Raw genomic sequence first — 23,426 nt, 5'->3', positions numbered from 1 at the left:
TGCATCATCCGCGCCCCGCAGATAAAAGGCCCGACCGGCTGATACCGGTCGGGCCTTTTGTTTCACGCTTGCGGAGCTTACTGGCGATGCCGCTCTTCGTGACCGCCTTGCGGCGGCGGGTTGTTCGGGTGCGGCGCCTCGACGTGCGGCGCCGGTTGCGGCCGCGGTTCCATGCGCGGTGCGGGCATCGACGGGCGCGGCTCCATCCGTGGCGCCGGTTGCGGTCTCTGCTCCATGCGAGGCGCGGGTTGTGGCCGCGGCTCCATGCGCGGCGCCGGCGGTTGCGGGCGCGGCACGTCATGCACGGCCGGGGCTGGCGGACGGTACTCGTTCACACGCGGCGGGGCGACTTCGCGATGCGGTGCCGGTTGCGCGAATTCGGGGCGCGGTTGCGGCGCAGGTGCCGCCCGTTCCGGTTGTGGTTGTCCATGCTGGGCCGGCGTCGGGAAATCGGGGCGCGGACGCGGCTGCGAAATCTGCGCCGTATTGTCGAGCCGCGGTTGCGGCCGTGCGCGCGGCGCTTCGTTCCGGCTGCCGGGCTGCGCGCCCTGCGGAGTCGGCACGCCCTCCGGATGCGGCAGGGCTGCGCTGCGCACGGGCGGCAGCGCATTCTGTCCCGCCGCGTGCAGCGCGGTCGGCGGAGCAGGGCGCTGTCTTTCCATCGGTGCGTGCGGCTGCATCCATGCGGGCGACGGCGCCTCGGCTGCGCGCGCATTGCCGATACTGGATGGATTGTGGTTTGCTACCGGCGGATGGGGGACGCCGTTGCCGGGCCCGAATGCCTGATGCGGCATCGGGGTGGCGGCTGCCTGCGGCATGCCGCCGTTGGCGAAACGCGGGGCGTTGGGGTTCTCGCCGTTCGCGGGCCGCGCGACGTTCGGCATGCCCGGCATCGGTGTTCCCGTCCGCCCGGCCTGCGCGGCGGCCGGCTGGCTTTCGCGAGGCGCCCGAGCTGGCTGCACGACGGGGCCGTGCGGGTTCACGAGCTGCACGTTGTGCATCGCCCACGCGCCGCTGCCCGGCTTGCCCGGTACGCGAACCGGACGAGCCGTGTAGTCGGCCGGCACGTTCGTCTTCACGACAGGCGCGCCGGCACCCGGCACGCGCCCGCCTTGCTGCGCGAGATGGGCCGCAGCCTGGTCGCGATACGCGGCCGGCACGGCAGGATTGCGCGTCGCGACGTACGGGTGCTGGGCGATCGCCGACGGCGGACGGTAGGTCGCATTGCGCAGCCCGCCCGTGAAGCTCTGGCGCACCGGCGCAATGCCCGGCGTACCCGGCGTGACGTGCGCGTTGCGCCATTGCTGCGGGTCGACGTGCTGCGAGAAGTGGGCGACAGGCTGGCCGTGCACGAACGCGGAGGCCGGTACGGCCGTAATCGCGTGCGGCGCGCGGAAGTTGACGTACGTCTTGTTGATGTTGGTGATATTGGTGATGTTCGTCACGTTCACGGTCTTGTTCACGTTGACGTTGTTCACCACGATGTTGCGGTTCACGCGGTCGTAGTAGTGCGGGCTCCAGCCGCCCCAGCCTGGATGCCACGGTTCGCCCGGGCCGAGCGCGAACCACGCGCAGCCGGCCGCGGCGACACCGCCCACCGTGAGCGCGACGCTCCAGTCGGGACCGCCGCCACCGCCCACGAACGCGACGAGTGCCGGCGCATAGGCTGGCGGCTGGCTGACGACCAGCGGGCCCGGTACCCAGGCCCAGCTATCGTCCACGTATGCCCAGCGGCCGTAGTGATACGGCGCGAAACCCCACGGCGCGTCGTCGACCCACGTCCAGCCCCACGGTGCCTGCCAGATCCAGTGGCCGTCGTGATACGGCGCCCAGTCGGCCGGCGTGTCGTTCGGCACCCATACCTGACCGTAATTCGGGGTTTCGCGCCACGTGCCGTTCGCGTCGAGATCCTGGTAGCCGGGAATGTTGCGGGACACATAGCGGGCCGACACCGAGCGTTCCTCGGCCGCGTCGCGGCTGGCGGCCCACTGGTCGAGTGAATCGGGGCCCGGGGCGGCCGATTGCTGCGCGACCTGCAGGTCGGTGCCCGTGAACACGACCTGCTGCCCGGGCGACAGCGGGTACTGGCCGTTACTGCCGTAGACGGTCGCACTGCCGCTGCGCACCGTGACCGTCGTGCTCGCGCCGTCCGGTGCGACGTCGACGCGATAGTCGCCGGGGCCCGTGATGCCGAGCGCGAGGTTAGGCGTGTCGATTTCGTACGTTCCGCCGGGCGGTAGATCGCGCACGTGCGTCGATACGGTGCCGAGACCCACTTTCAGCTGGGTCGTCGTGTCGTCGAGGTTCAGCACCGACAGGCTCGTCGACTGGCCGAGCCGTACCGCGGTCGAGCCGACGTGGAGTTCCGAGCGCGCGCCGGCATCGTTCCAGAGCTGGTCGCCGGTCGTCAGCGGCCGGTTCACGGCGGCATACGACCACGTATCGGTGCCGGCCGGCTCGGTCGTCACGGCGCCCGACAGGTAATTCAGCCGTGCGACACGGCTGGGCGGATCGCCGCCGGGTTGCCGCGCCGCGGCCGCATAGGGAGGGGCGCCGGCCGATTGGGCGAATGCGGGGGGCAGTGCCGCAAGCGCGACGAACGCGAGCAGCGTGCAGCGGGCGGTTCGCTTGAGCGTGAACAGGGGGGCCATGGTGAGCGTCTTCGTCATTATCGCGGCGCGTCGATTCGTGCCGTTGAGTTCACAATATCCGCTCGGCCTGTTTCAATGCTCGGTGTTTTGTAAGTCGGATGGCACGCGATGTAACAAAACCTGTCGATCGCGCGCCGTTGTCGTGCAGACGCAATGCAGGCGTCAAGCGGACGTAAGCCACCCGTCGAAAACCTGCTGTCCGGGCACGGTCACGCGCAGCACGCGCGGCCGTGCGGAGCGCTCGATCCACCCATGCGCGCAGAAGCGCTCGAGCAGCGCCGCACCGAGTGCGCCGCCGAGATGCGAGCGCCGCTCGCTCCAGTCGAGGCAGCCGCACGCGAAGCGGCGCCGGCGCGTGCGCTGCTGCGCGACGTCGATGCCCCATTGCGCGAGCGCCTGGGTGCCGAGTTCGGTGGTCTCGATCGCATCGCCGTCGGCAAGCAGCCAGCCGCGCGCAGTGAGCCCGTCGAAGATGCGCACCGCGAGTTCACCGGCCATGTGGTCGTAGCAGGTGCGCGCATAGCGCAATTCGGCCGGGACCGCGCGGGACGGTGACGGAACCGGTCGATGCGGCGCGGCCGCGCGGGCGACGTTCGCGAGCGCCTCGAGCGATGCCGCGATGTCGGCCGATGCGATCCGGTAGTAGCGATGCCGGCCGCGCACGTCGAGCGCGAGCAGGCCGCCTTCGGTCAAGCGTGCGAGGTGGGCGCTTGCGGCGGAGGGCGACAGCCCCGCGATCATCGTGAGTTCGCCTGCCGGTCGTGCGCTGCCGTCCATCAGCACCCACAGCATCGCGGCGCGCCCGGGGTCGGCGATCAGTGAACCGATGCGGCTCAGGCCCGGAAAGTGGTGGTCGTCTTGATCGGTCATCGTCGTGTCTCGTCAGGCGGGATGATCTTCAGTGTAGTGGGGGCGCGCATTCGATGTTTCGCTTTTGGCTGAAATGTCGGATGCAGTGGCGCAGGCGTCGTCGGTGCGGCGAACCGGGCTGCGGCCGCTGGCGGCGCGCGCGTAGAATGGCCGAAAGCGGCCGCAGCGGGCTGCCGCACGTGACACGATGCAGCGATGAAGACGATTTTCTGTTTGCTGGCGGCCGCGCTCGTCTGCGCGGCTTGTGCGCAGGGCGGTGCGGGCGCGACCGGCGAGCGCGGCGGCAGTCTCGAGATGTACGGAACGATCGATCAGGGCATCACGGTGCGCCGCTGATCGGCGCCGGCCGCGTGCGCGTTGGGCACGGCCCCGGCAGCCGCGCCACGCGGGGCGGCCCGCGACGCATTGCCGCAGTGCAACGTATAATGGCCCGATTACAGCGCCCCTGCCGCCTGGAGCCAACAAGATGTCCCAACCGTCCCCCGTACCGGCCGCCCTCGACCGCACCGAAACCGTATTCCGCTTCCTCGCCGAGCCGTCGTCCGTGAACTTCGGCGGCAAGGTGCATGGCGGCGCGCTGATGAAGTGGATCGACGAGGTCGCGTATGCGTGCGCGGCCGTCTGGTCGAGCCGCTATTGCGTGACGGTTAGCGTCGGCAACATCCGTTTCCAGCGTCCGATCCTGGTCGGCAATCTGGTCGAGCTGAAGGCGCGCGTCGTTGCGACGGGCCGCACCAGCATGCACATCCATGTGTCCGTGCATGCCGGCGATCCGAAGGGCGGCGTGCTGCGCCAGACGACCGATTGCCTCGTCGTGTTCGTCGCGGTCGACGAGAACGGCAACCCGGTACCGGTGCCGCCGTTCGTGCCCGAGACCGACGAGCAGAAGGTGCTCGCGAAATATGCGGCCGACGTGCGGGCGGCGCTCGACAAGATCGTCGAGATGAAACCGGAAGAAGTCGCGAAAGGCGCGGTCTGACCGCCACGGGCGCCGCGCATCGCGCCGCGCCCGTTTTCCTGCCGTTACTGCGACCCGATCATCTGCTCGGGTCGCACCCACGCATCGAATTCCGCCTCGGTCAGGTAGCCGAGCGCGAGCGCGGCCGCCTTCAGCGTCGTGCCTTCCTTGTGCGCCTTCTTGGCGATCTGCGCCGACTTGTCGTAGCCGATGTGCGGATTGAGCGCCGTCACGAGCATCAGCGATTCGTTCAGCAGCAGGTCGATCCGCGAGCGGTTCGGCTCGATGCCCGCCGCGCAGTGGTCGTTGAAGCTCTGCGCGCCGTCGGCGAGCAGCCGCACCGACTGCAGCACGTTGTGCGCGATCATCGGCCGGAATACGTTCAGCTCGAAATTGCCGCTCGCGCCGCCGACGTTGACCGCGACGTCGTTGCCGAACACCTGGCAGCACAGCATCGTCACGGCTTCGGACTGCGTCGGGTTCACCTTGCCCGGCATGATCGAGCTGCCCGGCTCGTTCTCCGGAATCGACAGCTCGCCGAGCCCGCAGCGCGGCCCGCTCGCGAGCCAGCGGATGTCGTTCGCGATCTTCATCAGGCCGGCCGCGACCGTCTTCAGCGCGCCGTGCGCGAACACCAGTGCGTCGGCGGCAGCCATCACCTCGAACTTGCTCGGTGCCGTCACGAACGGCAGCTTCGCGAGCCGGCCGATTTCATCGGCGACCCGCACCGCGAACTCCGGATGCGCGTTCAGCCCCGTGCCGACCGCGGTGCCGCCGAGCGCGAGTTCGTACAGGTGCGGCAGCGCCGATTCGACGTGCCGGATGCCCTGGTCGAGCTGCGCGACATAGCCGGAAAACTCCTGGCCGAGCGTGAGCGGCGTCGCGTCCTGCAGGTGCGTGCGGCCGATCTTCACGATGCCGGCGAATGCCTTCGACTTCGCGTCGAGCGTCGTGCGCAGCGTGCGCAGCGCCGGCAGCAGGTGATTGACGATCGCGTACGCGGCCGCGACGTGCATGGCGGTCGGGAATACGTCGTTCGACGACTGGCCGCGGTTCACGTCGTCGTTCGGATGAACCTTGCGCGCTTCGCCGCGCTCGCCGCCCATCAGTTCGCTCGCACGATTCGCGATCACCTCGTTGAGGTTCATGTTGGTCTGCGTGCCGGAGCCCGTCTGCCACACGGCGAGCGGGAATTCGCGCGGATGCTTGCCGGCGATGATCTCGTCGGCCGCGTCGATGATCGCGCGCGCCTTGTCGTCGGCCAGCACGCCGAGCGACTGGTTCACGGCCGCCGCGGCGCGCTTGACGATCGCGAGCGCGTGGATCAGCTCGGGCGATTGCTTCTCGGTCGAGATCCGGAAGTTCTGCAGCGAGCGCTCGGTCTGTGCGCCCCAGAGCCGGTCGGCCGGCACGGCGATCTCGCCGAACGTATCGCGTTCCATCCGAACTGCTTCGTTCATGATCCACTCCTCCAGAAAAGGGGAAACGCCGCGCGTCGTCGCGCGGCATCAGACGTAATCAGACGTATCGTGAGGCAGTCGCGCCGCTCGCGCGGCGTCTCGAGCTCTTCAGCCGACTAGCATAGCGCCGGCCCGGATTTCGCGTCGTGTCGCGCTCAGTGTCGCGACGCAACGAGCGACGCGCTCTTCAGGTGAAAGCGCCACGCCATCAGCACGGCCACGCTTGCAAGGCCGGCTGCGAGGCCCCACCAGAGGCCCCGGGCACCGAGGCCCACGTGGAACGCGAACCAGTAGCCGGTCGGAAAACCGATGCCCCAGTAGCCGAGGGTCGCTGCGAGCATCGGGATGCGCGTGTCCTTCAGGCCGCGCAGCGCACCCGATCCGACGGTTTGTGCGCCGTCGACGATCTGGAACACCGCGGCGATGCCGAGCAGCGATGCGGCGAGCGACACGGTGGCCGCGTTCGCTGGATCGTCGAGGTTCAGGTACAGGCCGACGATCGCATGCGGCGCGACGACCAGCACGATGCCCGACAGCGTCATGAACGCAATGCCGAGGCCGAGTGCGACGAAGCCCGCATGCCGCGCGGCGACGGGGGCGCCTGCGCCGACCCAGTAACCGACCCGCACGTTGGCGGCCTGGCCGATCGCGAGCGGCACCATGAATGCCACCGACGCGACGTTCAACGCGATCTGGTGTGCGGCCAGCGACGTCGCGCCGAGCACGCCGATGGTCAGGCCGGTTGCGAGGAACAGCGTCGACTCGACCCCGTACGTGATTGCTACCGGCCAGCCGATGCCGATCAGTTCGCCCATCATGGGCAGCTTCGGGCGCGCGGCGGTGACGAAATGACGGAAGCGTTGCCGGCCGTGCAGCAGCCAGATCAGTGCGAGCGCGGTGAGCCAGATCGTGATCGTGGTCGCGACCGCCGAACCGAGGAAGCCGAGGCGCGGCAGCCCGAACGCGCCGTGGATCAGCCCGTAGTTCAGCACGCCGTTGACGCCGACGCCGCCGATCGACACCCACAGCAGCCGCCGCGCCGCGCCGATCGCCGGCAGGAACGCGCGCATCAGCCCGACGCCGATCAGGCTGCCGAGCGCGGCGAAGCGCAGGATGCCCGTGTATTCGCCGACGTGATGCGCGAGCAATGGCGGCTCGTGGAACATCAGCAGGATCGGTTCGGACAGCGACAGCGCGATGATGGCCGGAATCGCGAGCAGCACGGACAACGCGAAGCCGGTCCAGTAGATGTGCGGCACGCGTTCGTCGGCCTTGGCGCCGCGCGCATGCGCGACGCTGACGCTGACCGACGACAGCACGCCTTGCAGCACGGTCACGATGACGAAGAAGAAGTTCGCGCCGAGTCCGCCCGCCGCGAGCGAATCGGGGCCGAGCGAGCCGAGCAGCACCGTGTCGGTGACGCTCATCGCCATCTGCGAGAGCTGTGCGATCGCGAGCGGCGCGGCGAGGCGCGCGGTATCGGCGGCGTGACTGGACAGGGACGGCGGCGCGGCGGCCGTCCGCGTAAGACCGGAGTGCGACATGGAATGGGCGCTCGCGCGGGTGCGGGCCCGCGCTATATGTATTTATTTTGAGAGACGGCTAGCTTACGGCTTTATTCGAACCGTGTCGAACGCGCGCGCCGATGGCCATGTCGCAGGCAGGGGGAACAGATCCCTAGGCTTCGCGCACCGCAATGCGCGTGTCGCCGAGCAGGACGACCTGCCCCGCGCGGATCTTGCAGGTCTTGCGCAGTTCGACCGCGCCGTCGACTTTCACCGCGCCGGACGCGACGATCAGCTTCGCGGTGCCGCCGCTGTCCGCGAGGCCGGTGATCTTGAGAAGGTTGTGCAGCTCGACGTATTCGCCGGTCAGCGTGAAATCCAGGTTGGGCATGACGAAGAAGGTGCGCGACGCGCGGGAGGAATCGCCTCGCATCATACGGCACCGCGGGCCGGCACGCGAGCGCGGCCGGCTCCCGCACGCAGTTGTTAGGGAATGTGAGCCATTCGTCAGCAAATGAAACGGTGGGTAACAGTCTGAGAGATTCGAGAACCGGCCGTGCGGGCCGCGGGTCTTTTGACGTACCTACTGCGTGTTGCGGCGGGGGACGCAACGGACCGCATCGCTGCGGTTCGGGCTCACAACTTCCTGAGGAGAATTGCCATGTCCAAGATTCGTACGATGCTGATCGGTGCCGCGCTGACGGCGTTCGCTACTTCGGCCGCATTTGCCCAGACGGGTACGGCGGTGCAGGGCGCAGCCGGGGCCGGCGTGCAGACGCAGACGCCGGCGGCGGGTGCCGGTGCCGGCATGCAGGGCAGTGCGGGCGCGAACGCGTCGGGCAATGCGGTCGGCGGTGCAACCGATGCGGTCGGCGCGGCAGCCGACGGCGCGAAGGATACGGCGTCGTCGGCCGTCCACTCGGCCAAGAAGCACACGAAGCATGCCGCGAAGTCGGCCAAGAGCCATGTCGGTTCGGCCAAGGCGAAGGCCGGCGAAGCGACCGAAGGCGGCGCATCCGTCGGCGCGGAGGGCGGTGCATCGGCCCAGGGCGCCACGCAGTAAGCGGTGCCCGGCGCCGCGCGACGCTCGTCCCGGACGGCGCGTCGCGACGGCGGCCATCCGACGGCCCGGTTCGCGCAACGCGAACCGGGCCGCTTTCATGCGTTGATGCAGATGGGCGCGCCGTTACGGCCGGCGCTGTCCTTGCCCTTGTCCCTGGCTCTGCGCCGGCCGCGCGGCAGCCGGGGTGAATACGCTGCGCAACCATGCGGCGAGCCGGGCGAAGACGTCGTACGGTTCCTCGACGAAGATCTCCGGCTTCAGCAACCGCAGGTATTCCATGATCTGCTGCGCTTCCTGCTTCTGGAACGAGCCGTGCGCGAGCCCGAGACGCAGCAGCCCGCGCAGTTCGCCGAGCTTGTCGCGCGCGGTGCTGCCGACGCTCATCTCGCACGCGAGCTTGGCTTCGTAGACCCGTTGTCGCAGCGATTCCGCGAGCCGCCACGCAGGCGTCTGCATCAGTTCCTCGAGCGTCTGGATGTCTTGCGCGGCCGCCTTGATCTGCGATGCGAGCGGGTCGATCAGCGACGGGTCGCCCTGCGCTTCGGCGACGATCGCTTTCGCCCAGTCGCGGCAAGCCTTCGCGAGTTCGTCGGGGGTCCATTCGGAGCGCGACGCGAAGCCGAAGCCGAATTCGCCGGCCTGTCGCATCAGGATGGCGACGACGTCCGGAAATTCCTTGTCGAGCGCGCGTTTTGCCCACGCGTACTGGCCGCCCTGCAGCATCCGCTGCACCGCGTGCTCGGTCAGCGGCACCATGTTGTCGAGCAGTTTGGCGCGCAGGAAATCCTCGAACGACGGCGTCGCGAACTGCGGGTCGAGTTTCAGCGACACGCGAACGAATGCGTCGTAGTCCTTGCGCAGGGACTCGAGCGTGTCGTCCTTGAGGGAAAGGGTGATCTGGCCCATGAATCGTCTCGATGGCGGCCCGCGCAAGCCGACGGCCGGCACGGCGCACCGGGGCGGGCGCAGCGTCGACTGACCGGTGCGCGCCGAGGCCGGTGGCGGGTCTTCACTCCCTATATCGGCGTGCCGGGCGGAAACTTGAGCGTGCGTGACCGAGCGGGGGCTCAGTCGGGCAGCCAGTGGGGCAGCGCGACTCCTTGCCAGAAAAAGAACACCGCGAGCCCCGCCGCGATCGTCACGAGCGGGCGGCGCGTTGCGGCCGACACGAGCACGGCCGCCAGCGCGCCGACGAGCTGCGGATTGCGCCAGGTCAGCTCGGCCGTGCCGCCGTGCGGCGAAACGGTCATCGGCACGATGATCGCGGTCAGCACGGTGACGGGCACGAAGCCGAGTGCGGTCCGCACGAGCGGCGGGAAGGTCAGCCGTTCGCCGAACAGGAACAGCGTCGAGCGGATCGCGTACGTGATGGCGGCCATCCCGAGAATCAGCAGCGCGTAGCTCACGAGGCGGCCTCCGTGCGCGAGCCGGCGCGCATGCGTTCGTGCAGCAGCGTGAGCGCAATGCCGATCGCGACGCCGGCGGCGACCGCGCCGAGCAGTCCGAGCTTGTATGGCCAGCCCTGCCAGAAGTACGCCAGCGTGCCGGCCGTCACGGCCGCCGCGAAATAGCGCAGCGTGCCGAGTTGCGGGACGACGATCGCAATGAAGGTGGCCGCCATCGCGAAATCGAGGCCGAGCGACTGCAGGCCCGGGAACGCCGCGTCGAAGCCGATGCCTGCGAGCGTCCAGACCTGCCAGTTCAGGTACATCGCGAGCCCCGAGCCGAAGAAGTAGTGGGGGCCGATCGCACCGGGCGGGAAGTGCCGGTAGTGCGCAAAGGCGACCGCGAACACTTCGTCGGTCATCAGTGCGCCGAGCGTTGCGCGCCAGCGCAGCGGCAGGTGCGCGACATAGGGCGCGAGCGTCGCGCTGTACAGCAGGTGACGCAGGTTCACGATCAGCGTGGTCGCGAGCACGACGACGAAGCTCGCGCTGCCCGCGATCAGGCCGAGCGCGATGAACTGCGCGGAGCCCGCGAACACGGCGAGCGACATCAGCGCGCCATGCCATGCGGCGAGCGGGCCGCCGCCAACGAGCGTGCCGAAAATCACGCCGAACGGGGCGGCGCCGATCATCATCGGGATCGTGTCGCGTGCGCCGTCGAGCCATTCGTTCAATGGGCGGCGAGCAGGTGATGCGGGTGTCGGGTTCAAAGGGTGCTCCTCCATGAACTGGAGGATAGCGGGCAGGGGGTGTACCGGCTTGTATGTTCTTGCGCTCGCGGGATCGGGCCGGCGCTTGCCCGCTTGCCGGTGCCGGCGGAGTTGCGGTGGCGGGCCGGACGCTGCGCGTCAGCTCGCCTGCCAGCGCCCGGGCGGCACGCCGAACATGCGTTTGAAATGCCGGGTGAAGTGGCTTTGGTCGACGAAGCCGCTGGCCGCCGCGACGTCGGCGACGGGCACGCCCGCACGCAGCGGCGCCAGCGCGCGCTGCAGGCGCAACTGGTTGCGCCAGGCATGCGGCGGCATGCCGGTCGTGCGGGTGAACAGGCGCGCCGCGTGGAACGGCGACAGGCCGGCCGCCTGCGCGACTTCGTCGAGCGTCACCGTGCACATGAGATCGGCGGCGAGCCGCTCGCGCATCGCATCGACGCGCGGTTCGTCCGCCGCGAGCGGCGCCGGTCGCGGCAGTGCGTCGGCATGGCGCACGATCAGCGTCGACAACGCATCGAGCATCGCCGTTTCGGCGGCGAGCGGATCGTAGATGCGCGGTGCGTCGCTCACCGGATCATCGGCCGGCCGCCCGTGCGCCTGCGCGGGCAGTGCCCGCTCGCTGCCGGCCTCCATCATCCGGTGCGCCAGCGTGAGCCGGGCGGCAAGATCGGCGTCGCGAATCACGTCGGGCGCAAACCACGGTGCGTCCTGGGGACGGCCGGCAATCGCACTGGTGAGTTCGCGGATGAATTCGACCGGCATGTAGCTGACGCGATAGCACCAACCCTCGTCGGCCGCGCGCGAGCCCGTATGCACTTCGCCGGGATTGATCACGGGCACGGAGCCGGTTTCGGCGACGTGGCCGCTGCCGCGATAGGTGAAGCGTTCCGCGCCTTCGAGAATCACGGGGATCGTGTACGCGTCGTGCCAGTGGGGCGCGAACGTGTGGTCGCGATAGGTGGCCGTGACGAGATCCGCATCCGGCAGCAGCGGCGTGCGCCAGTAGCGTGCGGAGTCGGGAAGACGGGGGGCGGACATGATCGGGCGCGGGAGCGGTCGAACCGACAGTGTATCGCTCGCGCGCCCGGCAGGCGCGGGCTTTACTTGACCGGAATCGTCGTGCCGGCCGGCATCGGCACCGCGGTGACGGCGTTCTTCGGGCTGCCGCTGACGATGCGGTCGCTGTAGGTCAGGTAGACGATCGTGTTGCGCTTGGTGTCGACCACGCGCACGACGTGCAGGGTCTTGAAGATGAACGACATGCGCTCGCTGAACACGTCGGTCTGCTGCTTGAGCGGCTCCTTGAAGCTGATCGGGCCGACCTGCCGGCATGCGATCGACGCTTCGCTCGGATCCTCGGCGACGCCGAGCGTGCCCTTGATTCCGCCGGTGCGGGCGCGCGACACGTAGCAGGTCACGCCGTTCACGACCGGATCGTCATACGCCTCGACGACCACGCGATCGGAGCCCGTGACGCGGAAATGGGTGTTGACGCTGCCGACTTCCTCCGCGTGCGCGAGCGGTGCCGCGGCGAACGTCGAGAGCAGGAGGGCGAGTGGGGCGGAGCGGAGGAGGTGGTGCTTCATCGACGGAACCGGATGCGAATGCGGGACAGAGACTCTAGCATGCGCGCGACCGGGCGATGAAAGCCGAAGGGCGGGCCGGAAAAACAAAAGGCCCGTCGAATGACGGGCCTTTCGCTATTTGGCTCCCCGACCTGGGCTCGAACCAGGGACCTACGGATTAACAGTCCGGCGCTCTACCGACTGAGCTATCGGGGAATAAATCGGTACATCTGCGTGTTTTGTTTCCAACAAAAAACCCGTCCACTTTCAACGGGCCTTTGTTTTTTTGGCTCCCCGACCTGGGCTCGAACCAGGGACCTACGGATTAACAGTCCGGCGCTCTACCGACTGAGCTATCGGGGAACAAACAACAACAGCAGAGAAACGAGATTTTATGGGGCGTTGATCAGGCTGTCAATACTTTTGAGCCGCGGCGCACAAAATTTTTTGCGGCCGCTGCGCGATCAGCGCTCGAGCAGGTGCAGCTTGTCCTGCACGTCCTTCCACTCGTCCGCGTCGGCCGGCGCCGGCTTGGTCTTCGTGATCGACGGCCAGTCCTTCGCCAGCTCGGCGTTCAGCGCGGTGAACTGCTGCTGGTCGCCCGGAACGTCTTCTTCGGCATAGATCGCATTGGTCGGGCACTCGGCGACGCACACGGCGCAGTCGATGCACTCGTCCGGATCGATGGCGAGAAAGTTGGGACCTTCACGGAAGCAATCCACCGGGCACACATCCACGCAATCCGTGTATTTGCACTTGATGCAGCCTTCGGTCACAACGTGAGTCATTAAAACGCTCCTGCTTGGCGGTATATATGGGGTGGCGTTTGCGCCAAAACCGGCATTGTAACTGAAGCGCAAAACCCGCATGCCGTGGTCGGCTATCCGGCTTATATCGTTTCGTGATTAGTTTATGGGGGCCCGCCCGGGGGGCCGCCGAAGGGGCGCATCATCGGGGGCGCGTGTACCGTGTGCGGGTAGGGCGGCGCGACCGGGGCAGGGCGGCAGGCGGTTTCACGATGGTCGGGCCCGCATTCGGGTAACATGGCCGACAGACCGGGCGGCGCGCGGTGCGCCGGGGCCCTGTCACGATATTGGCGGTGCCGTAATCATGATCATCACTTCGCTGCTCGACACGGATCTCTACAAGTTCACGATGATGCAGGTCGTCCTGCATCACTTCCCCGCTGCAAGCGTCGAATACCGTTTCCGGTGCCGCACGCCCGGCGTCGATCTCGTGCCGTACATCGACGAGATCCGCGACGAGGTGCGCGGCCTGTGCGCGCTGCGTTTTTCCGACGTCGAACTCGACTACCTGCGGCGAATGCGCTTCATCAAGAGCGATTTCGTCGATTTCCTCGCGCTGTTCCACCTGAACGAGAAATACATCTCGATCACGCCGTCGCCGAAGGGCAACGGCGAAATCGACATCGAGATCACGGGACCGTGGCTGCACACGATCCTGTTCGAGATCCCGGTGCTCGCGATCGTCAACGAAGTGTATTTCCGCAACACGCAGCGCGAGCCCGACTATCGCGAAGGCCGCGAGCGGCTGCGCGAGAAAATCACGCTGCTCGGCGCGAAGCCCGAGTTCGCCGACTGCAAGATCGCCGACTACGGCACGCGACGGCGCTTCTCGAAGGTCTGGCACGAGGAGGTCGCGCTCACGTTGCGCGACGGCCTCGGTCCGCAGTTCGCGGGCACGAGCAACGTGCTTTACGCGATGAAGCACGGCATCACGCCGCTCGGCACGATGGCGCACGAGTACCTGCAGGCATGCCAGGCGCTCGGCCCGCGGCTGCGCGATTCGCAGATCTACGGCTTCGAGATGTGGGCGAAGGAATACCGCGGCGACCTCGGGATCGCGCTGTCGGACGTCTACGGGATGGATGCGTTCCTGAACGACTTCGACATGTATTTCTGCAAGCTGTTCGACGGCGCACGCCACGATTCGGGCGATCCGTTCGACTGGGGCGAGCGGATGCTGCGCCATTACGAGTCGAACCGTTGCGACCCGCGTACCAAGGTGCTCGTGTTCTCGGATGCACTCGACATCCCGAAGGTCATGCAGTTGTACGAACGGTTCCGCGGCCGCTGCAAGCTCGCGTTCGGCGTCGGCACGAACCTCACCAACGATCTCGGCTACGTGCCGCTGCAGATCGTGATCAAGATGGTCCGCTGCAACGGCCAGCCGGTCGCGAAGCTGTCGGATTCGCCGGGCAAGAGCATGTGCGACGACAAGGCGTATCTCGCGTACCTGCGCCAGGTGTTCGGCATCGCGCAGCCGGTCGAGGAAGACGCGTCGAAGTAGGCGTCGGCCGAACGGCCAATACCGCGTCGCGGCGAGGTCGGCCGGTATAATCCGACGGTATCGCCCGCCAACGTCACGAGGACCGTTCATGGACACTTCCGCTGCCCGCCGCCAGATCCTCGCGCGCATTCGCGCGGCGCAGGGGCGTGCGGCCGAACCCGATGCGGCCGAGCGCGACGGCGTTGCCGATTATCTCGCCCGTCATCCGGAGGGCCCGCGCCCGCCGGCGCCGGCCGACCTCGTCGCGGCATTCGTCGACGAAGCGGCACGTCTGTCGACGACGGTCGACGAAGTCGCGACGCTGGCCGACGTACCGGCCGCCGCCGCCCGCTACCTTTCCGCTCACGGCCTGCCGGCGCAGGCCGTCGCGTGGCGTACGCTGGCCGATTTCGACTGGGCGGGCGCAGGCTTGTCGGTCGAATGCCGCAAGCCGCGCGACGGCGATCTGGTCGGCCTCACCGGCTGTTTTTGCGCGACGGCCGAAACGGGCTCGCTGGTGCTGCTGTCCGGCCCCGACACCTATGCGTCTGCCGGCCTGCTGCCGGAAACACACGTCGCGATCGTTCCCGCGTCGCGGATCGTCGCCGGTCATGAAGACGCGTTTGCGCTGATCCGCTCGGAGCGCGGCGAATTGCCGCGCGCGGTCAATTTCGTGTCGGGCCCGTCGCGCACGGGCGATATCGAGCAGACCATCGTACTGGGCGCGCACGGCCCGTACCGCGTTCACGTGATCGTCGTACGGGGCGCATGACGCGCCCGCCGCATCCACTACCACTCGAACAAGGAAGTTCTGCATGAAACGACATGCCGCTTGGGCGGGCATGGCGTCGGGGATCGCGCTTGGCGCCGTTCCTGCGCTTGCATCGGCCGCAACGCTCGACGGTGCCACGCTGTCTGCCCTCTGGGGTATCCCGTTCGCCGGGATCCTGCTGTCCATCGCACTGTTCCCGCTCGTCGCCCCCGTGTTCTGGCATCACCACTTCGGCAAGATTGCAGCCGCGTGGGCGGTCGTGTTCCTGATCCCGTTCGGGTTCGCGTTCGGCGCGGGCACCGCGTTCGGCACGCTCGTGCATGCGCTGCTCGAGGAATACATTCCGTTCATCGTGCTGCTCACCGCGCTCTATACGGTCGCGGGCGGCATCTGCGTGAACGGCAACCTGCATGGATCGCCGAAGCTGAACACCGCGATCCTCGCGCTCGGCACGCTGCTCGCGAGCGTGATGGGCACGACGGGCGCCGCGATGCTGCTGATCCGGCCGCTGCTGCGCGCGAACGACAACCGCAAGCATGTCGTGCATGTAGTGATCTTCTTCATCTTCCTCGTCGCGAACGCGGGCGGGTCGCTGTCGCCGCTCGGCGATCCGCCGCTGTTCCTCGGTTTCCTGAATGGCGTGAGCTTCTTCTGGACGACCACGCACCTCGCGCTGCCGATGCTGTTCATCTGCGGTGTGCTGCTGGCGCTGTTCTTCGTGCTCGATACGTACTTCTACCGGAAGGGCGGGGAGGAGCGGCCGGCCGCGCTCGACCCGACGCCCGACGGCGCAGCGCTGTCGATCGACGGCAAGATCAATTTCGTGCTGCTTGCGGCCGTGATCGGCCTGGTGCTGATGAGCGGCGTGTGGAAGCCGGGCATCGCGTTCGACGTATGGGGCACGCACGTCGCGCTGCAGAACGTCGTGCGCGACGTCGCGCTCGTGGGTGTGACGCTCGCGTCGCTCGCGCTGACGCCGCGCTCTGCGCGCGAGGGAAACGCATTCAACTGGGCGCCGATCGAGGAAGTCGCGAAGCTGTTCGCGGGGATCTTCGTGACGATCGCACCGGTGATCGTGATCCTGCGCGCCGGTGCCGATGGCGCGTTCGCGCAGATCGTCCATCTCGTCACGGGGCCGGACGGCAAGCCGGTCGACGCGATGTACTTCTGGGCGACGGGTATCCTGTCGTCGTTCCTCGACAACGCGCCGACCTATCTCGTGTTCTTCAACCTCGCGGGCGGCGATGCCCAGTCGCTGATGACGACCGGCGCGTCCACGCTCGCCGCGATTTCCGCGGGCGCGGTGTTCATGGGCGCGAACAGCTATATCGGCAACGCACCCAACTTCATGGTGAAGGCGATCGCCGAATCGCGCGGTGTGAAGATGCCGAGCTTCTTCGCGTATCTCGGCTGGGCACTGGTCGTGCTGATACCGGTATTCTTGCTGACGTCGTGGATCTTCTTCACGGCGTAAGCTGACGATTTTCAACCTTGGAGCGGGCGGTTTCGGCGGCGCACGGCGCGCTGCGATCCGTCCGCGGCATGCGGAGATGGCGATGCAGAAGATCCTGGTCGCGCGTCCGATCTTTCCGGACGTGATCGAGCGGCTCAAACAGTATTTCGACGTCGACTGGAACAACGGCGATGCACTCGCGCCCGGCGCGCTCGCCGCGCGTCTGGCCGACAAGGACGGCGCGCTGACGGCCGGCGACCCGGTGGGTGCTGCCGAGCTCGCGGTGGCGCCGCGCCTGCGCGTCGTGGCGAACATGGCGGTCGGCTACAACAATTTCGACATGGCCGCGTTCAACGCGGCGAACGTGCTCGGCACCAACACGCCCGACGTGCTGAACGAGTCGACCGCCGATTTCGGCTGGGCGCTGATGATGGCCGCAGCACGCCGGATCGCCGAATCCGAGCACTGGCTGCGCGCCGGCCACTGGCAGAAGTGGGCGTACGACGGTTTCCTCGGCAGCGACATTTACGGCTCGACGCTCGGCGTCATCGGGATGGGGCGCATCGGCCAGGCGCTCGCGCGCCGCGCGCGCGGCTTCGGGATGCAGGTGATCTATCACAACCGGTCGCGGGTCGCGCCCGAAATCGAGGCCGAGCTGAATGCCGAATACGTGTCGAAGGATGCGCTGCTCGCCCGTGCCGATCACGTCGTGCTCGTGCTGCCGTACACGAAGGAGAACCATCACACGATCGGCGCGGCCGAGCTCGCGAAGATGAAGCCCACCGCGACGCTGACCAACATCGCGCGCGGCGGGATCGTCGACGACGCGGCGCTGGCCGTCGCGCTGCGCGACGGGACGATCGCAGCGGCCGGTCTCGACGTGTACGAAGGCGAGCCGACGGTCCATCCGGCGCTGCTCGAGGTGCCGAACGTCGTGCTGACGCCGCATATCGCGAGCGCGACCGAAAAAACGCGCCGTGCGATGGCGAACCTCGCCGCCGACAACCTGATCGCCGCGCTGGGCGAGGGGCCGCGCGCGGGGCAGCCGCCGAATCCGATCAACCCTGACGTGATCGGGAAGCCGCGCGCATGACGATGACGTTGTTGCTTGCGACGGTCGTCGTGCTGGCCGTCGCACTGGCGGTGGCGATCGTCGCGCTCGTGCGTGGCGGTGGCCGCCACGACGATGCTGCGGTACTGGGCGACCAGATCGAGGACGCCGCGCATGCGCAGGCGCGTGCAGTCGAGCGGCTCGAACGCGAATTGCGCGGCGAGATCGTCGAGAACGCGCGCGGCTCGCGCACCGAGCTGGCCGGCAGCTTCACGCAGCTTCAGCAGACGCTCGCCGCGCAACTGACGAGCGTGGCGACCGTGCAGAACAACCAGATCGAGGGTTTCGCACAGCAGCTCGGCAAGCTCGTCGCCGGCAATGCGCAGCAGTTCGACGCGATGCGCGAAAGCGTGCAGCGCAACGCGCAGCAGGCGCGCGAGGAGCAGACGGGTGCGCTCAGGCTGTTCGGCGACACGTTGAACCGGCAACTCACGCAACTGACCGAAGCGAACGACCGCCGGATCGGCGAGGTGCGCGCGACGCTCGAACAGCGGCTGAAGGAAATCGAGACGAACAACGCGGCGAAGCTCGAGGAGATGCGCCGCACCGTCGACGAAAAGCTGCATGCGACGCTCGAGCAGCGGCTCGGCGAATCGTTCAAGCTCGTATCGGACCGGCTCGAGCAGGTGCACCGCGGGCTCGGCGAGATGCAGACGCTCGCGGCTGGCGTCGGCGACCTGAAGAAGGTGCTGACCAACGTGAAGACGCGAGGCACCTGGGGCGAGGTGCAGCTCGAGGCGCTGCTCGAGCAGATGCTGACGCCCGAGCAGTACGCGAAGAACGTCGCGACGGTGCCGAAAAGCAGCGAGCGCGTCGAGTTCGCGATCCGGCTGCCGGGGCGCGAGGCCGGCACGCGCGACGCGCCGCCCGTGTGGCTGCCGATCGACGCGAAATTCCCGCGCGAGGACTACGAGCGGCTGATCGACGCGCAGGAGCGTGCGGATGCGGTGGCGGTCGAGGAAGCGGCCCGTGCGCTCGAAGCGCGTGTGCGGCTGGAGGCGCGCACGATCGCCGAGAAGTACGTCGCGCCGCCGCACACGACCGATTTCGCGCTGCTGTTCCTGCCGACCGAAGGGCTCTATGCGGAGATCCTGCGTCGACCGGGGCTGACCGACCTGCTGCAGCGCGACTATCGCGTGACGGTCGCCGGCCCGACGACGCTCACCGCACTGTTGAACAGCCTGCAGATGGGCTTTCGCACGCTCGCGATCGAGCAACGGTCGAGCGAGGTGTGGCAGGTGCTCGGCGCGGTGAAGACGGAGTTTGGCAAGTTCGGCGACGTACTCGCGCGCACGAAGTCGCAGCTCGAAACGGTCACGCGCTCGATCGAGGCCGCCGAGCAGCGCACGCGCGTGATGAACCGCAAGCTGAAGCAGGTCGAGGCGCTGCCGGGCGACACGGCGGCGGGACTGCTCGGCGCGGAAGGTGTCGACGGCGCCGATGCGGACGACGCGTGACGCGTGTTGCTACACCGGCTGGAACGAACACGGGCGCCGCGGCGCCCGTGTTCTTTTGACGCGCTGGCCGGAGTGACCGGCCAGCGGTCAGTGCCCGGCGAGCGTGTCCAGCGCGTCGCCCGTGACGCGAACGATGCGCCAGTCGGGCAGCACGGTTGCGCCCATCTTTTCGTAGAAATCGATCGCAGGCTGGTTCCAGTCGAGCACCGACCATTCGAAGCGCCCGCAACGGCGTTCGACGGCCAATGCCGCGAGGTGACGCAGCATCGCAGTGCCGAGGCCCGTGCCGCGCTGCGACGGTTGCACGTACAGATCCTCGAGATAGAGGCCGCGACGGCCGAGGAACGTCGAATAATTGTGGAAGAACAGCGCATACGCGACGATCGCGCCGTCGTGCTCGGCCACGCGTGCCTCGGCAGCAGGCTGCGCGCCGAACAGTGCGTCGGCGAGATCGGCCTCGGTCGCGACGAACAGGTGCGTGAGCTTCTCGAACTCGGCCAGCTCGCGCATCAGCGCGAGGATCGCGCCGACGTCGCGTGCCTGGGCCGCGCGGATCAGCGGTGTGCCGCTCACGCTTCCTCCGGCGGATCGGACAGCACGATCTCGATGCCGCCGAAGCGCGATGCGACCCAGTTGTACGCGTGGCACGCGATCCACAGCAGCACGAAGCCGAGGATCGCGTTCAGCAGCAGCGCGCTCAGGATCGTGCTCAGTTCGACCATCCCGTAGCGGACGTACGCGACGAGAATGCCGAGCAGCACGATCGGCACGCTGAACGTCAGGTAGACGAGGATCAGCGCCTTGGCGGTCTGTCCCGCGGCGATCGACGAAATTTGTTTCTTCATGTGCGGATTGCCCCCGTAGAGATATACCGATAGTGGAATTCAGATCAGGCCGTCGAGCGGCAGGATGTCGACCGGGGTGCCCGCGTCGACTGCCGCGGTATCGTGGCCCAGGACGATGAAACAGTTGGCGGCCGAGAGGCCGCTCAGCGACGCGGAGCTCTGCGAGCCGGCCGGTACGACGTGCCAGTGGCCGTCGGCGGCGCGTGTCGCGATACCGCGCAGGTAGTCGGTGCGGCCCGGGCGCGTCTTGAGTGCTTGCGTGCTGAGTGCCGTATGCATGGCCGGCGGCTGGGCCTGCGCGCCGGCCAGCGTCAGCAGCGCGGGGCGCACGATCGCGTAGAACGTCACGGCGGACGCGACCGGATTGCCGGGCAGCCCGAAGAACAGTGTGTGACCGGCACCATCGGCCGCGCGTGCGAGCGTGCCGCACGCGAGTGGCCGGCCGGGACGTAACGCGAGGCTGGCGAACGTCACGTCACCGAGCCGTGCCATGACGTCGCGCGTGAAGTCGGCTTCGCCGACCGATACGCCGCCCGACGTGATCACCGCGTCGGCCCGTGCAGCGACGGCGTCGCGCAATGCGGCTTCGAGCGCAGCCGGGTCGTCGTGGACGATCCCGAGATCGACCGCATCGACATGCAGCCTTTCGAGCATCGCGATCAGCATCCCGCGATTGCTGTCGTACAGTGCGCCGGGGCCGAGCGGCTCGCCGGGCTCGCGCAGTTCGTCGCCGGTGGAGAACACGGCGACGCGCACGCGGCGGCGCACCGTGACCTCGGTGATACCGAACGACGCAAGCAGGCCGAGATCGGACGGTCGCAGGATGCGGCCCGCGGCGAGCGCGCAGGTGCCGCGCGCGAGATCCTCGCCGGCCTTGCGGCAGTTCGCGCCGCGCGCGATGTCGTGAGCGGCGAAGTGGATCATGTCGCCGTCGACGCGCACGCGTTCCTGCGGAATCACCGTGTCGCAGCCCGCCGGCATCGGCGCGCCCGTCATGATGCGCACGCACGATCCGGCTGACACGGCGCCGTCGAACGGATGGCCGGCGAGCGCGGTGCCGGCGACCGTCAGCGCGACGTCGGCTGGCGACGCGTGCGTGCCGGCGCTGCCGTCGAATGCATAGCCGTCCATCGCCGAGTTGTCGTATGCGGGGATGTCGAACGGCGCGTTCACGTCGGCCGCGAGCACGCGGTCGAGCGCATCGCGCAGTGTCACCGTGTCACAGGCCTCGACAGGCACCGCGAAGCGGCACGCGAGCGCCTGCGCATCGGCGAGCGACAGCGGGGCGTCGGAATCGGGTGCGGTTCGGGAGGCGGGCGAGGATTGCGTGATCATCAGTCGGACTGCGCCGCAAGGCGTATCGGGTTCGTGGCCGGTGGCGCGAGGAGGGTGCCTGGGCGCGGGTGTCGCGTGCGGCGGGCGGGAACCGCACGGGCACCGTCAGCGGCGGGCCAGCGCGGCGAGTTCCTGCCAGGAGTTGGCATTGTAAAACGCACGCTCGTCGCGAAACTCGACTTCGACCGTCTTGTGGCGTGCGTACCACGCACGCACCTTGCGGTCGCCGGCCGCGAGCCGGGCGGCGAGATCGTCGGCCAGCGACGTGCGCAGTAGCGCGAACGTCGGCTGCGGCGAGCGCGCCTGCTGCGCGTCGACGGTCACCGCCATCGCGATGTCGGCCTGCTGCGCGTCGAGCGCCGCCTGCAGCCGTGCGACGAGGTCGGCGGGCAGATAGGGCGTATCGCATGGCGAGCACGCGACGAGTGGCGCGCGTGCCGCCCGCATGCCGGCGAGCAGGCCTGCGAGCGGGCCGGGGAAGTCGGGCGTTTCGTCCGCGACGATGCGCGCGTCGAACGGCGCACCGAGTTCGGCATAGCGATCGGCATGGCGATTCGCGCTGATCAGCGTCTCGTCGACCTGCGGCGAAAGCCGGCGCAGCACATGCAGCGCGAGCGGCGTGCCGTCGAGCAACTGCAGGCCCTTGTCGACGCCGTCCATGCGCGTGGCGCGCCCGCCTGCGAGCAGCAGGCCGGCGATCGAGGGAGAGACGGAAGCGGGCATCGTGAGAGGGCCGGGAAGGGCAGCGCGCGTCAGCCGCCGATATATGACATCTCGACCCGTTTTCCGCCGCCGTCGGGCAAGGCGTCGGCAGACGCGCTGCCGCGCAGTTGCGAATAACGGTCGGTGCGGGCCTGCCAGATGCGGGCGATCGCGGTCGCAATCTCGGCGTCGCTCGCGCCGCCGCGCACGAGCGCGCGCAGGTCGTGGCCCGTCGACGCGAACAGGCACAGGTACAGCTTGCCTTCGGTCGACAGCCGCGCGCGCGTGCAGTCGCCGCAGAAGGCCTGCGTGACGCTCGAAATCACGCCGATCTCGCCGCTGCCGTCCGCATAGCTCCAGCGCTGCGCGGTTTCCGCCGCCGTGTGCGGCTCGAGCGGCACGAGCGGGAAGTGTTCGGCGATCCGTGCGATAACGTCCGCCGATGGCAGTACCTCGGTCATGTTCCAGCCGTTCGACGTGCCGACGTCCATGTATTCGATGAAGCGCAGGATCACGCCGGTGCCGCGGAAACGCTCGGCCATCGGCAGGATCTCGCTGTCGTTGGTGCCGCGCTTCACGACCATGTTGACCTTGACCGGCGCGAGGCCCGCGGCCTGGGCGGCGAAGATGCCGTCGAGCACGTCGGCGCTCGCGAACTCGGCATCGTTCATGCGCTTGAACAACGTATCGTCGAGCGCGTCGAGGCTGACCGTCACGCGCGTGAGCCCGGCGTCCTTCAGCGCGCGCGCCTTGCGCGCGAGCAGCGAACCGTTGGTCGTGAGCGTCAGGTCGAGCGGGCGGCCGTCATGCGTGGTCAGGCGTGCGAGGCGCTCGATCAGGAACTCGAGATTCTTGCGCAGCAGCGGCTCGCCGCCCGTGATGCGGATCTTCTCGACGCCGTGTGCGACAAAGAGTCGCGCCACGCGTTCGATTTCCTCGTGCGTGAGCAGCGCGCTGTGCGGCAGGAACGGGTAGTCCTTGTCGAATACGGCGCGCGGCATGCAATACACGCAGCGGAAGTTGCAGCGATCCGTCACCGAAATGCGCAGGTCGCGAAGCGGCCTGGCGAACGTGTCGGCCAGTGTGCCGTCCGGGGCGTGCGCGACGCCGGAGACGTCCGGCATCCCGCTGACGTCGGCGAGAGGAATGATGCGTCGGGACATGTTGAAAGAAGTGCGAACCAGGCCTCTATTTTAGCCGCAAGCGGCCGGCCGGTCCGGTGGGCGGAAACCCGC

Annotated in this window: 24 protein-coding genes and 2 tRNA genes; 8 read left to right on the top strand and 18 right to left on the bottom strand. The window is 68.3% G+C overall.

Annotated features, from left to right (window positions below; genetic code table 11):
* Positions 1-77 precede the first annotated feature (77 nt).
* Together G3N64_RS04720 and G3N64_RS04715 are read right to left on the bottom strand one after the other, a co-directional pair.
* A complete protein-coding gene (locus G3N64_RS04720) occupies positions 78-2,651 on the bottom strand; it encodes a DUF6600 domain-containing protein (protein ID WP_205782613.1) in 2,574 nt (857 codons plus the stop codon).
* Between the two features lie 162 nt (positions 2,652-2,813).
* Positions 2,814-3,521, bottom strand: coding sequence for a helix-turn-helix transcriptional regulator (locus G3N64_RS04715; protein WP_205782612.1), 708 nt, complete (start codon positions 3,519-3,521; stop codon positions 2,814-2,816).
* Positions 3,522-3,716: 195 nt separating this feature from the next.
* Between G3N64_RS04715 and G3N64_RS04710 the strand changes: the two genes are divergently transcribed.
* The gene (locus tag G3N64_RS04710) at positions 3,717-3,857 is read left to right on the top strand and encodes a hypothetical protein (RefSeq protein WP_205782611.1); all 141 of its coding nucleotides are present in this window, start codon (positions 3,717-3,719) and stop codon (positions 3,855-3,857) included.
* A gap of 130 nt (positions 3,858-3,987) precedes the next feature.
* Positions 3,988-4,500, top strand: a complete 513-nt coding sequence (locus G3N64_RS04705) for an acyl-CoA thioesterase (RefSeq protein WP_012328135.1) — start codon at positions 3,988-3,990, stop codon at positions 4,498-4,500.
* Between the two features lie 44 nt (positions 4,501-4,544).
* On the opposite strand, the gene fumC is transcribed toward G3N64_RS04705, so the two are convergent.
* The 3 genes from fumC to G3N64_RS04690 form a co-directional block, all read right to left on the bottom strand.
* Entirely contained in the window at positions 4,545-5,939 is a 1,395-nt protein-coding gene (fumC, locus tag G3N64_RS04700) for a class II fumarate hydratase (protein WP_205782610.1), read from the bottom strand.
* A 155-nt stretch (positions 5,940-6,094) separates the two neighbouring features.
* Positions 6,095-7,483: a multidrug efflux MATE transporter NorM gene (gene norM / locus G3N64_RS04695; protein WP_205782609.1), complete on the bottom strand. Its 1,389-nt coding sequence runs from the start codon at positions 7,481-7,483 to the stop codon at positions 6,095-6,097.
* Positions 7,484-7,616: 133 nt separating this feature from the next.
* A complete protein-coding gene (locus tag G3N64_RS04690; protein ID WP_006486208.1) occupies positions 7,617-7,835 on the bottom strand; it encodes an RNA-binding S4 domain-containing protein in 219 nt (72 codons plus the stop codon).
* 270 nt (positions 7,836-8,105) lie between these two features.
* Between G3N64_RS04690 and G3N64_RS04685 the strand changes: the two genes are divergently transcribed.
* Positions 8,106-8,507 carry a hypothetical protein gene (locus tag G3N64_RS04685; protein ID WP_205782608.1) on the top strand — a complete coding sequence of 134 codons (402 nt, stop codon included), beginning with the start codon at positions 8,106-8,108 and terminating at the stop codon, positions 8,505-8,507.
* Positions 8,508-8,630: 123 nt separating this feature from the next.
* Here the strand turns inward: G3N64_RS04685 and G3N64_RS04680 are convergent, their stop codons facing one another.
* The 8 genes from G3N64_RS04680 to fdxA form a co-directional block, all read right to left on the bottom strand.
* Positions 8,631-9,413, bottom strand: a complete 783-nt coding sequence (locus G3N64_RS04680) for a DUF4088 family protein (protein ID WP_205782607.1) — start codon at positions 9,411-9,413, stop codon at positions 8,631-8,633.
* Between the two features lie 161 nt (positions 9,414-9,574).
* Positions 9,575-9,913, bottom strand: coding sequence for an AzlD domain-containing protein (locus G3N64_RS04675; RefSeq protein ID WP_205782606.1), 339 nt, complete (start codon positions 9,911-9,913; stop codon positions 9,575-9,577).
* On the bottom strand, positions 9,910-10,677 hold the full coding sequence (locus G3N64_RS04670) for an AzlC family ABC transporter permease (RefSeq protein ID WP_205782605.1): 768 nt from the start codon (positions 10,675-10,677) through the stop codon (positions 9,910-9,912). Before G3N64_RS04670 ends, G3N64_RS04675 begins: the two co-directional genes overlap by 4 nt.
* A 123-nt stretch (positions 10,678-10,800) precedes the next feature.
* Positions 10,801-11,700, bottom strand: a complete 900-nt coding sequence (locus G3N64_RS04665; RefSeq protein WP_205782604.1) for an AraC family transcriptional regulator — start codon at positions 11,698-11,700, stop codon at positions 10,801-10,803.
* Between the two features lie 62 nt (positions 11,701-11,762).
* On the bottom strand, positions 11,763-12,248 hold the full coding sequence (locus G3N64_RS04660; protein ID WP_205782603.1) for a CreA family protein: 486 nt from the start codon (positions 12,246-12,248) through the stop codon (positions 11,763-11,765).
* Positions 12,249-12,367: 119 nt separating this feature from the next.
* Positions 12,368-12,443: transfer RNA gene (locus G3N64_RS04655), tRNA-Asn, on the bottom strand.
* Between the two features lie 71 nt (positions 12,444-12,514).
* Positions 12,515-12,590: transfer RNA gene (locus G3N64_RS04650), tRNA-Asn, on the bottom strand.
* Positions 12,591-12,691: 101 nt separating this feature from the next.
* Positions 12,692-13,015 carry a ferredoxin FdxA gene (gene fdxA, locus G3N64_RS04645; RefSeq protein ID WP_011351384.1) on the bottom strand — a complete coding sequence of 108 codons (324 nt, stop codon included), beginning with the start codon at positions 13,013-13,015 and terminating at the stop codon, positions 12,692-12,694.
* Positions 13,016-13,337: 322 nt separating this feature from the next.
* Between fdxA and pncB the strand changes: the two genes are divergently transcribed.
* The 5 genes from pncB to rmuC all read left to right on the top strand — a co-directional run bounded on the left by pncB (position 13,338) and on the right by rmuC (position 19,309).
* Positions 13,338-14,537, top strand: coding sequence for a nicotinate phosphoribosyltransferase (gene pncB, locus G3N64_RS04640; RefSeq protein WP_205782602.1), 1,200 nt, complete (start codon positions 13,338-13,340; stop codon positions 14,535-14,537).
* Positions 14,538-14,625: 88 nt separating this feature from the next.
* Entirely contained in the window at positions 14,626-15,288 is a 663-nt protein-coding gene (locus tag G3N64_RS04635) for a lactate utilization protein C (protein ID WP_205782601.1), read from the top strand.
* A gap of 43 nt (positions 15,289-15,331) precedes the next feature.
* Positions 15,332-16,762 (top strand): sodium:proton antiporter, encoded by a 1,431-nt coding sequence (locus G3N64_RS04630; RefSeq protein WP_205782600.1) that lies wholly within the window; start codon positions 15,332-15,334, stop codon positions 16,760-16,762.
* An 82-nt stretch (positions 16,763-16,844) separates the two neighbouring features.
* Positions 16,845-17,834 (top strand): D-glycerate dehydrogenase, encoded by a 990-nt coding sequence (locus G3N64_RS04625; protein WP_205782599.1) that lies wholly within the window; start codon positions 16,845-16,847, stop codon positions 17,832-17,834.
* Positions 17,831-19,309, top strand: a complete 1,479-nt coding sequence (gene rmuC, locus G3N64_RS04620; RefSeq protein ID WP_205782598.1) for a DNA recombination protein RmuC — start codon at positions 17,831-17,833, stop codon at positions 19,307-19,309. Before G3N64_RS04625 ends, rmuC begins: the two co-directional genes overlap by 4 nt.
* Before the next feature lie 87 nt (positions 19,310-19,396).
* Here rmuC and G3N64_RS04615 read toward each other — a convergent pair whose 3' ends face one another.
* The 5 genes from G3N64_RS04615 to moaA all read right to left on the bottom strand — a co-directional run bounded on the left by G3N64_RS04615 (position 19,397) and on the right by moaA (position 23,354).
* Entirely contained in the window at positions 19,397-19,882 is a 486-nt protein-coding gene (locus tag G3N64_RS04615) for a GNAT family N-acetyltransferase (RefSeq protein WP_205782597.1), read from the bottom strand.
* Complete coding sequence (locus G3N64_RS04610) at positions 19,879-20,154, bottom strand: hypothetical protein (protein ID WP_006401288.1); 276 nt, start codon at positions 20,152-20,154, stop codon at positions 19,879-19,881. The genes G3N64_RS04615 and G3N64_RS04610 overlap by 4 nt, the downstream gene beginning before the upstream one ends.
* Positions 20,155-20,193: 39 nt before the next feature.
* Complete coding sequence (glp, locus tag G3N64_RS04605) at positions 20,194-21,489, bottom strand: gephyrin-like molybdotransferase Glp (RefSeq protein ID WP_205782596.1); 1,296 nt, start codon at positions 21,487-21,489, stop codon at positions 20,194-20,196.
* A 105-nt stretch (positions 21,490-21,594) separates the two neighbouring features.
* Positions 21,595-22,212: a molybdenum cofactor guanylyltransferase MobA gene (gene mobA, locus G3N64_RS04600; protein ID WP_205782595.1), complete on the bottom strand. Its 618-nt coding sequence runs from the start codon at positions 22,210-22,212 to the stop codon at positions 21,595-21,597.
* Between the two features lie 29 nt (positions 22,213-22,241).
* Entirely contained in the window at positions 22,242-23,354 is a 1,113-nt protein-coding gene (gene moaA / locus G3N64_RS04595) for a GTP 3',8-cyclase MoaA (protein WP_205782594.1), read from the bottom strand.
* Positions 23,355-23,426: the final 72 nt, after the last annotated feature.

This window comes from Burkholderia sp. Ac-20344 (assembly GCF_017104975.1).
In the GTDB taxonomy this organism is placed as follows: Bacteria; Pseudomonadota; Gammaproteobacteria; order Burkholderiales; family Burkholderiaceae; genus Burkholderia.
Note: the sequence above shows the minus strand (reverse complement) of the source record. Positions and strands in the feature narration are given on the sequence as shown.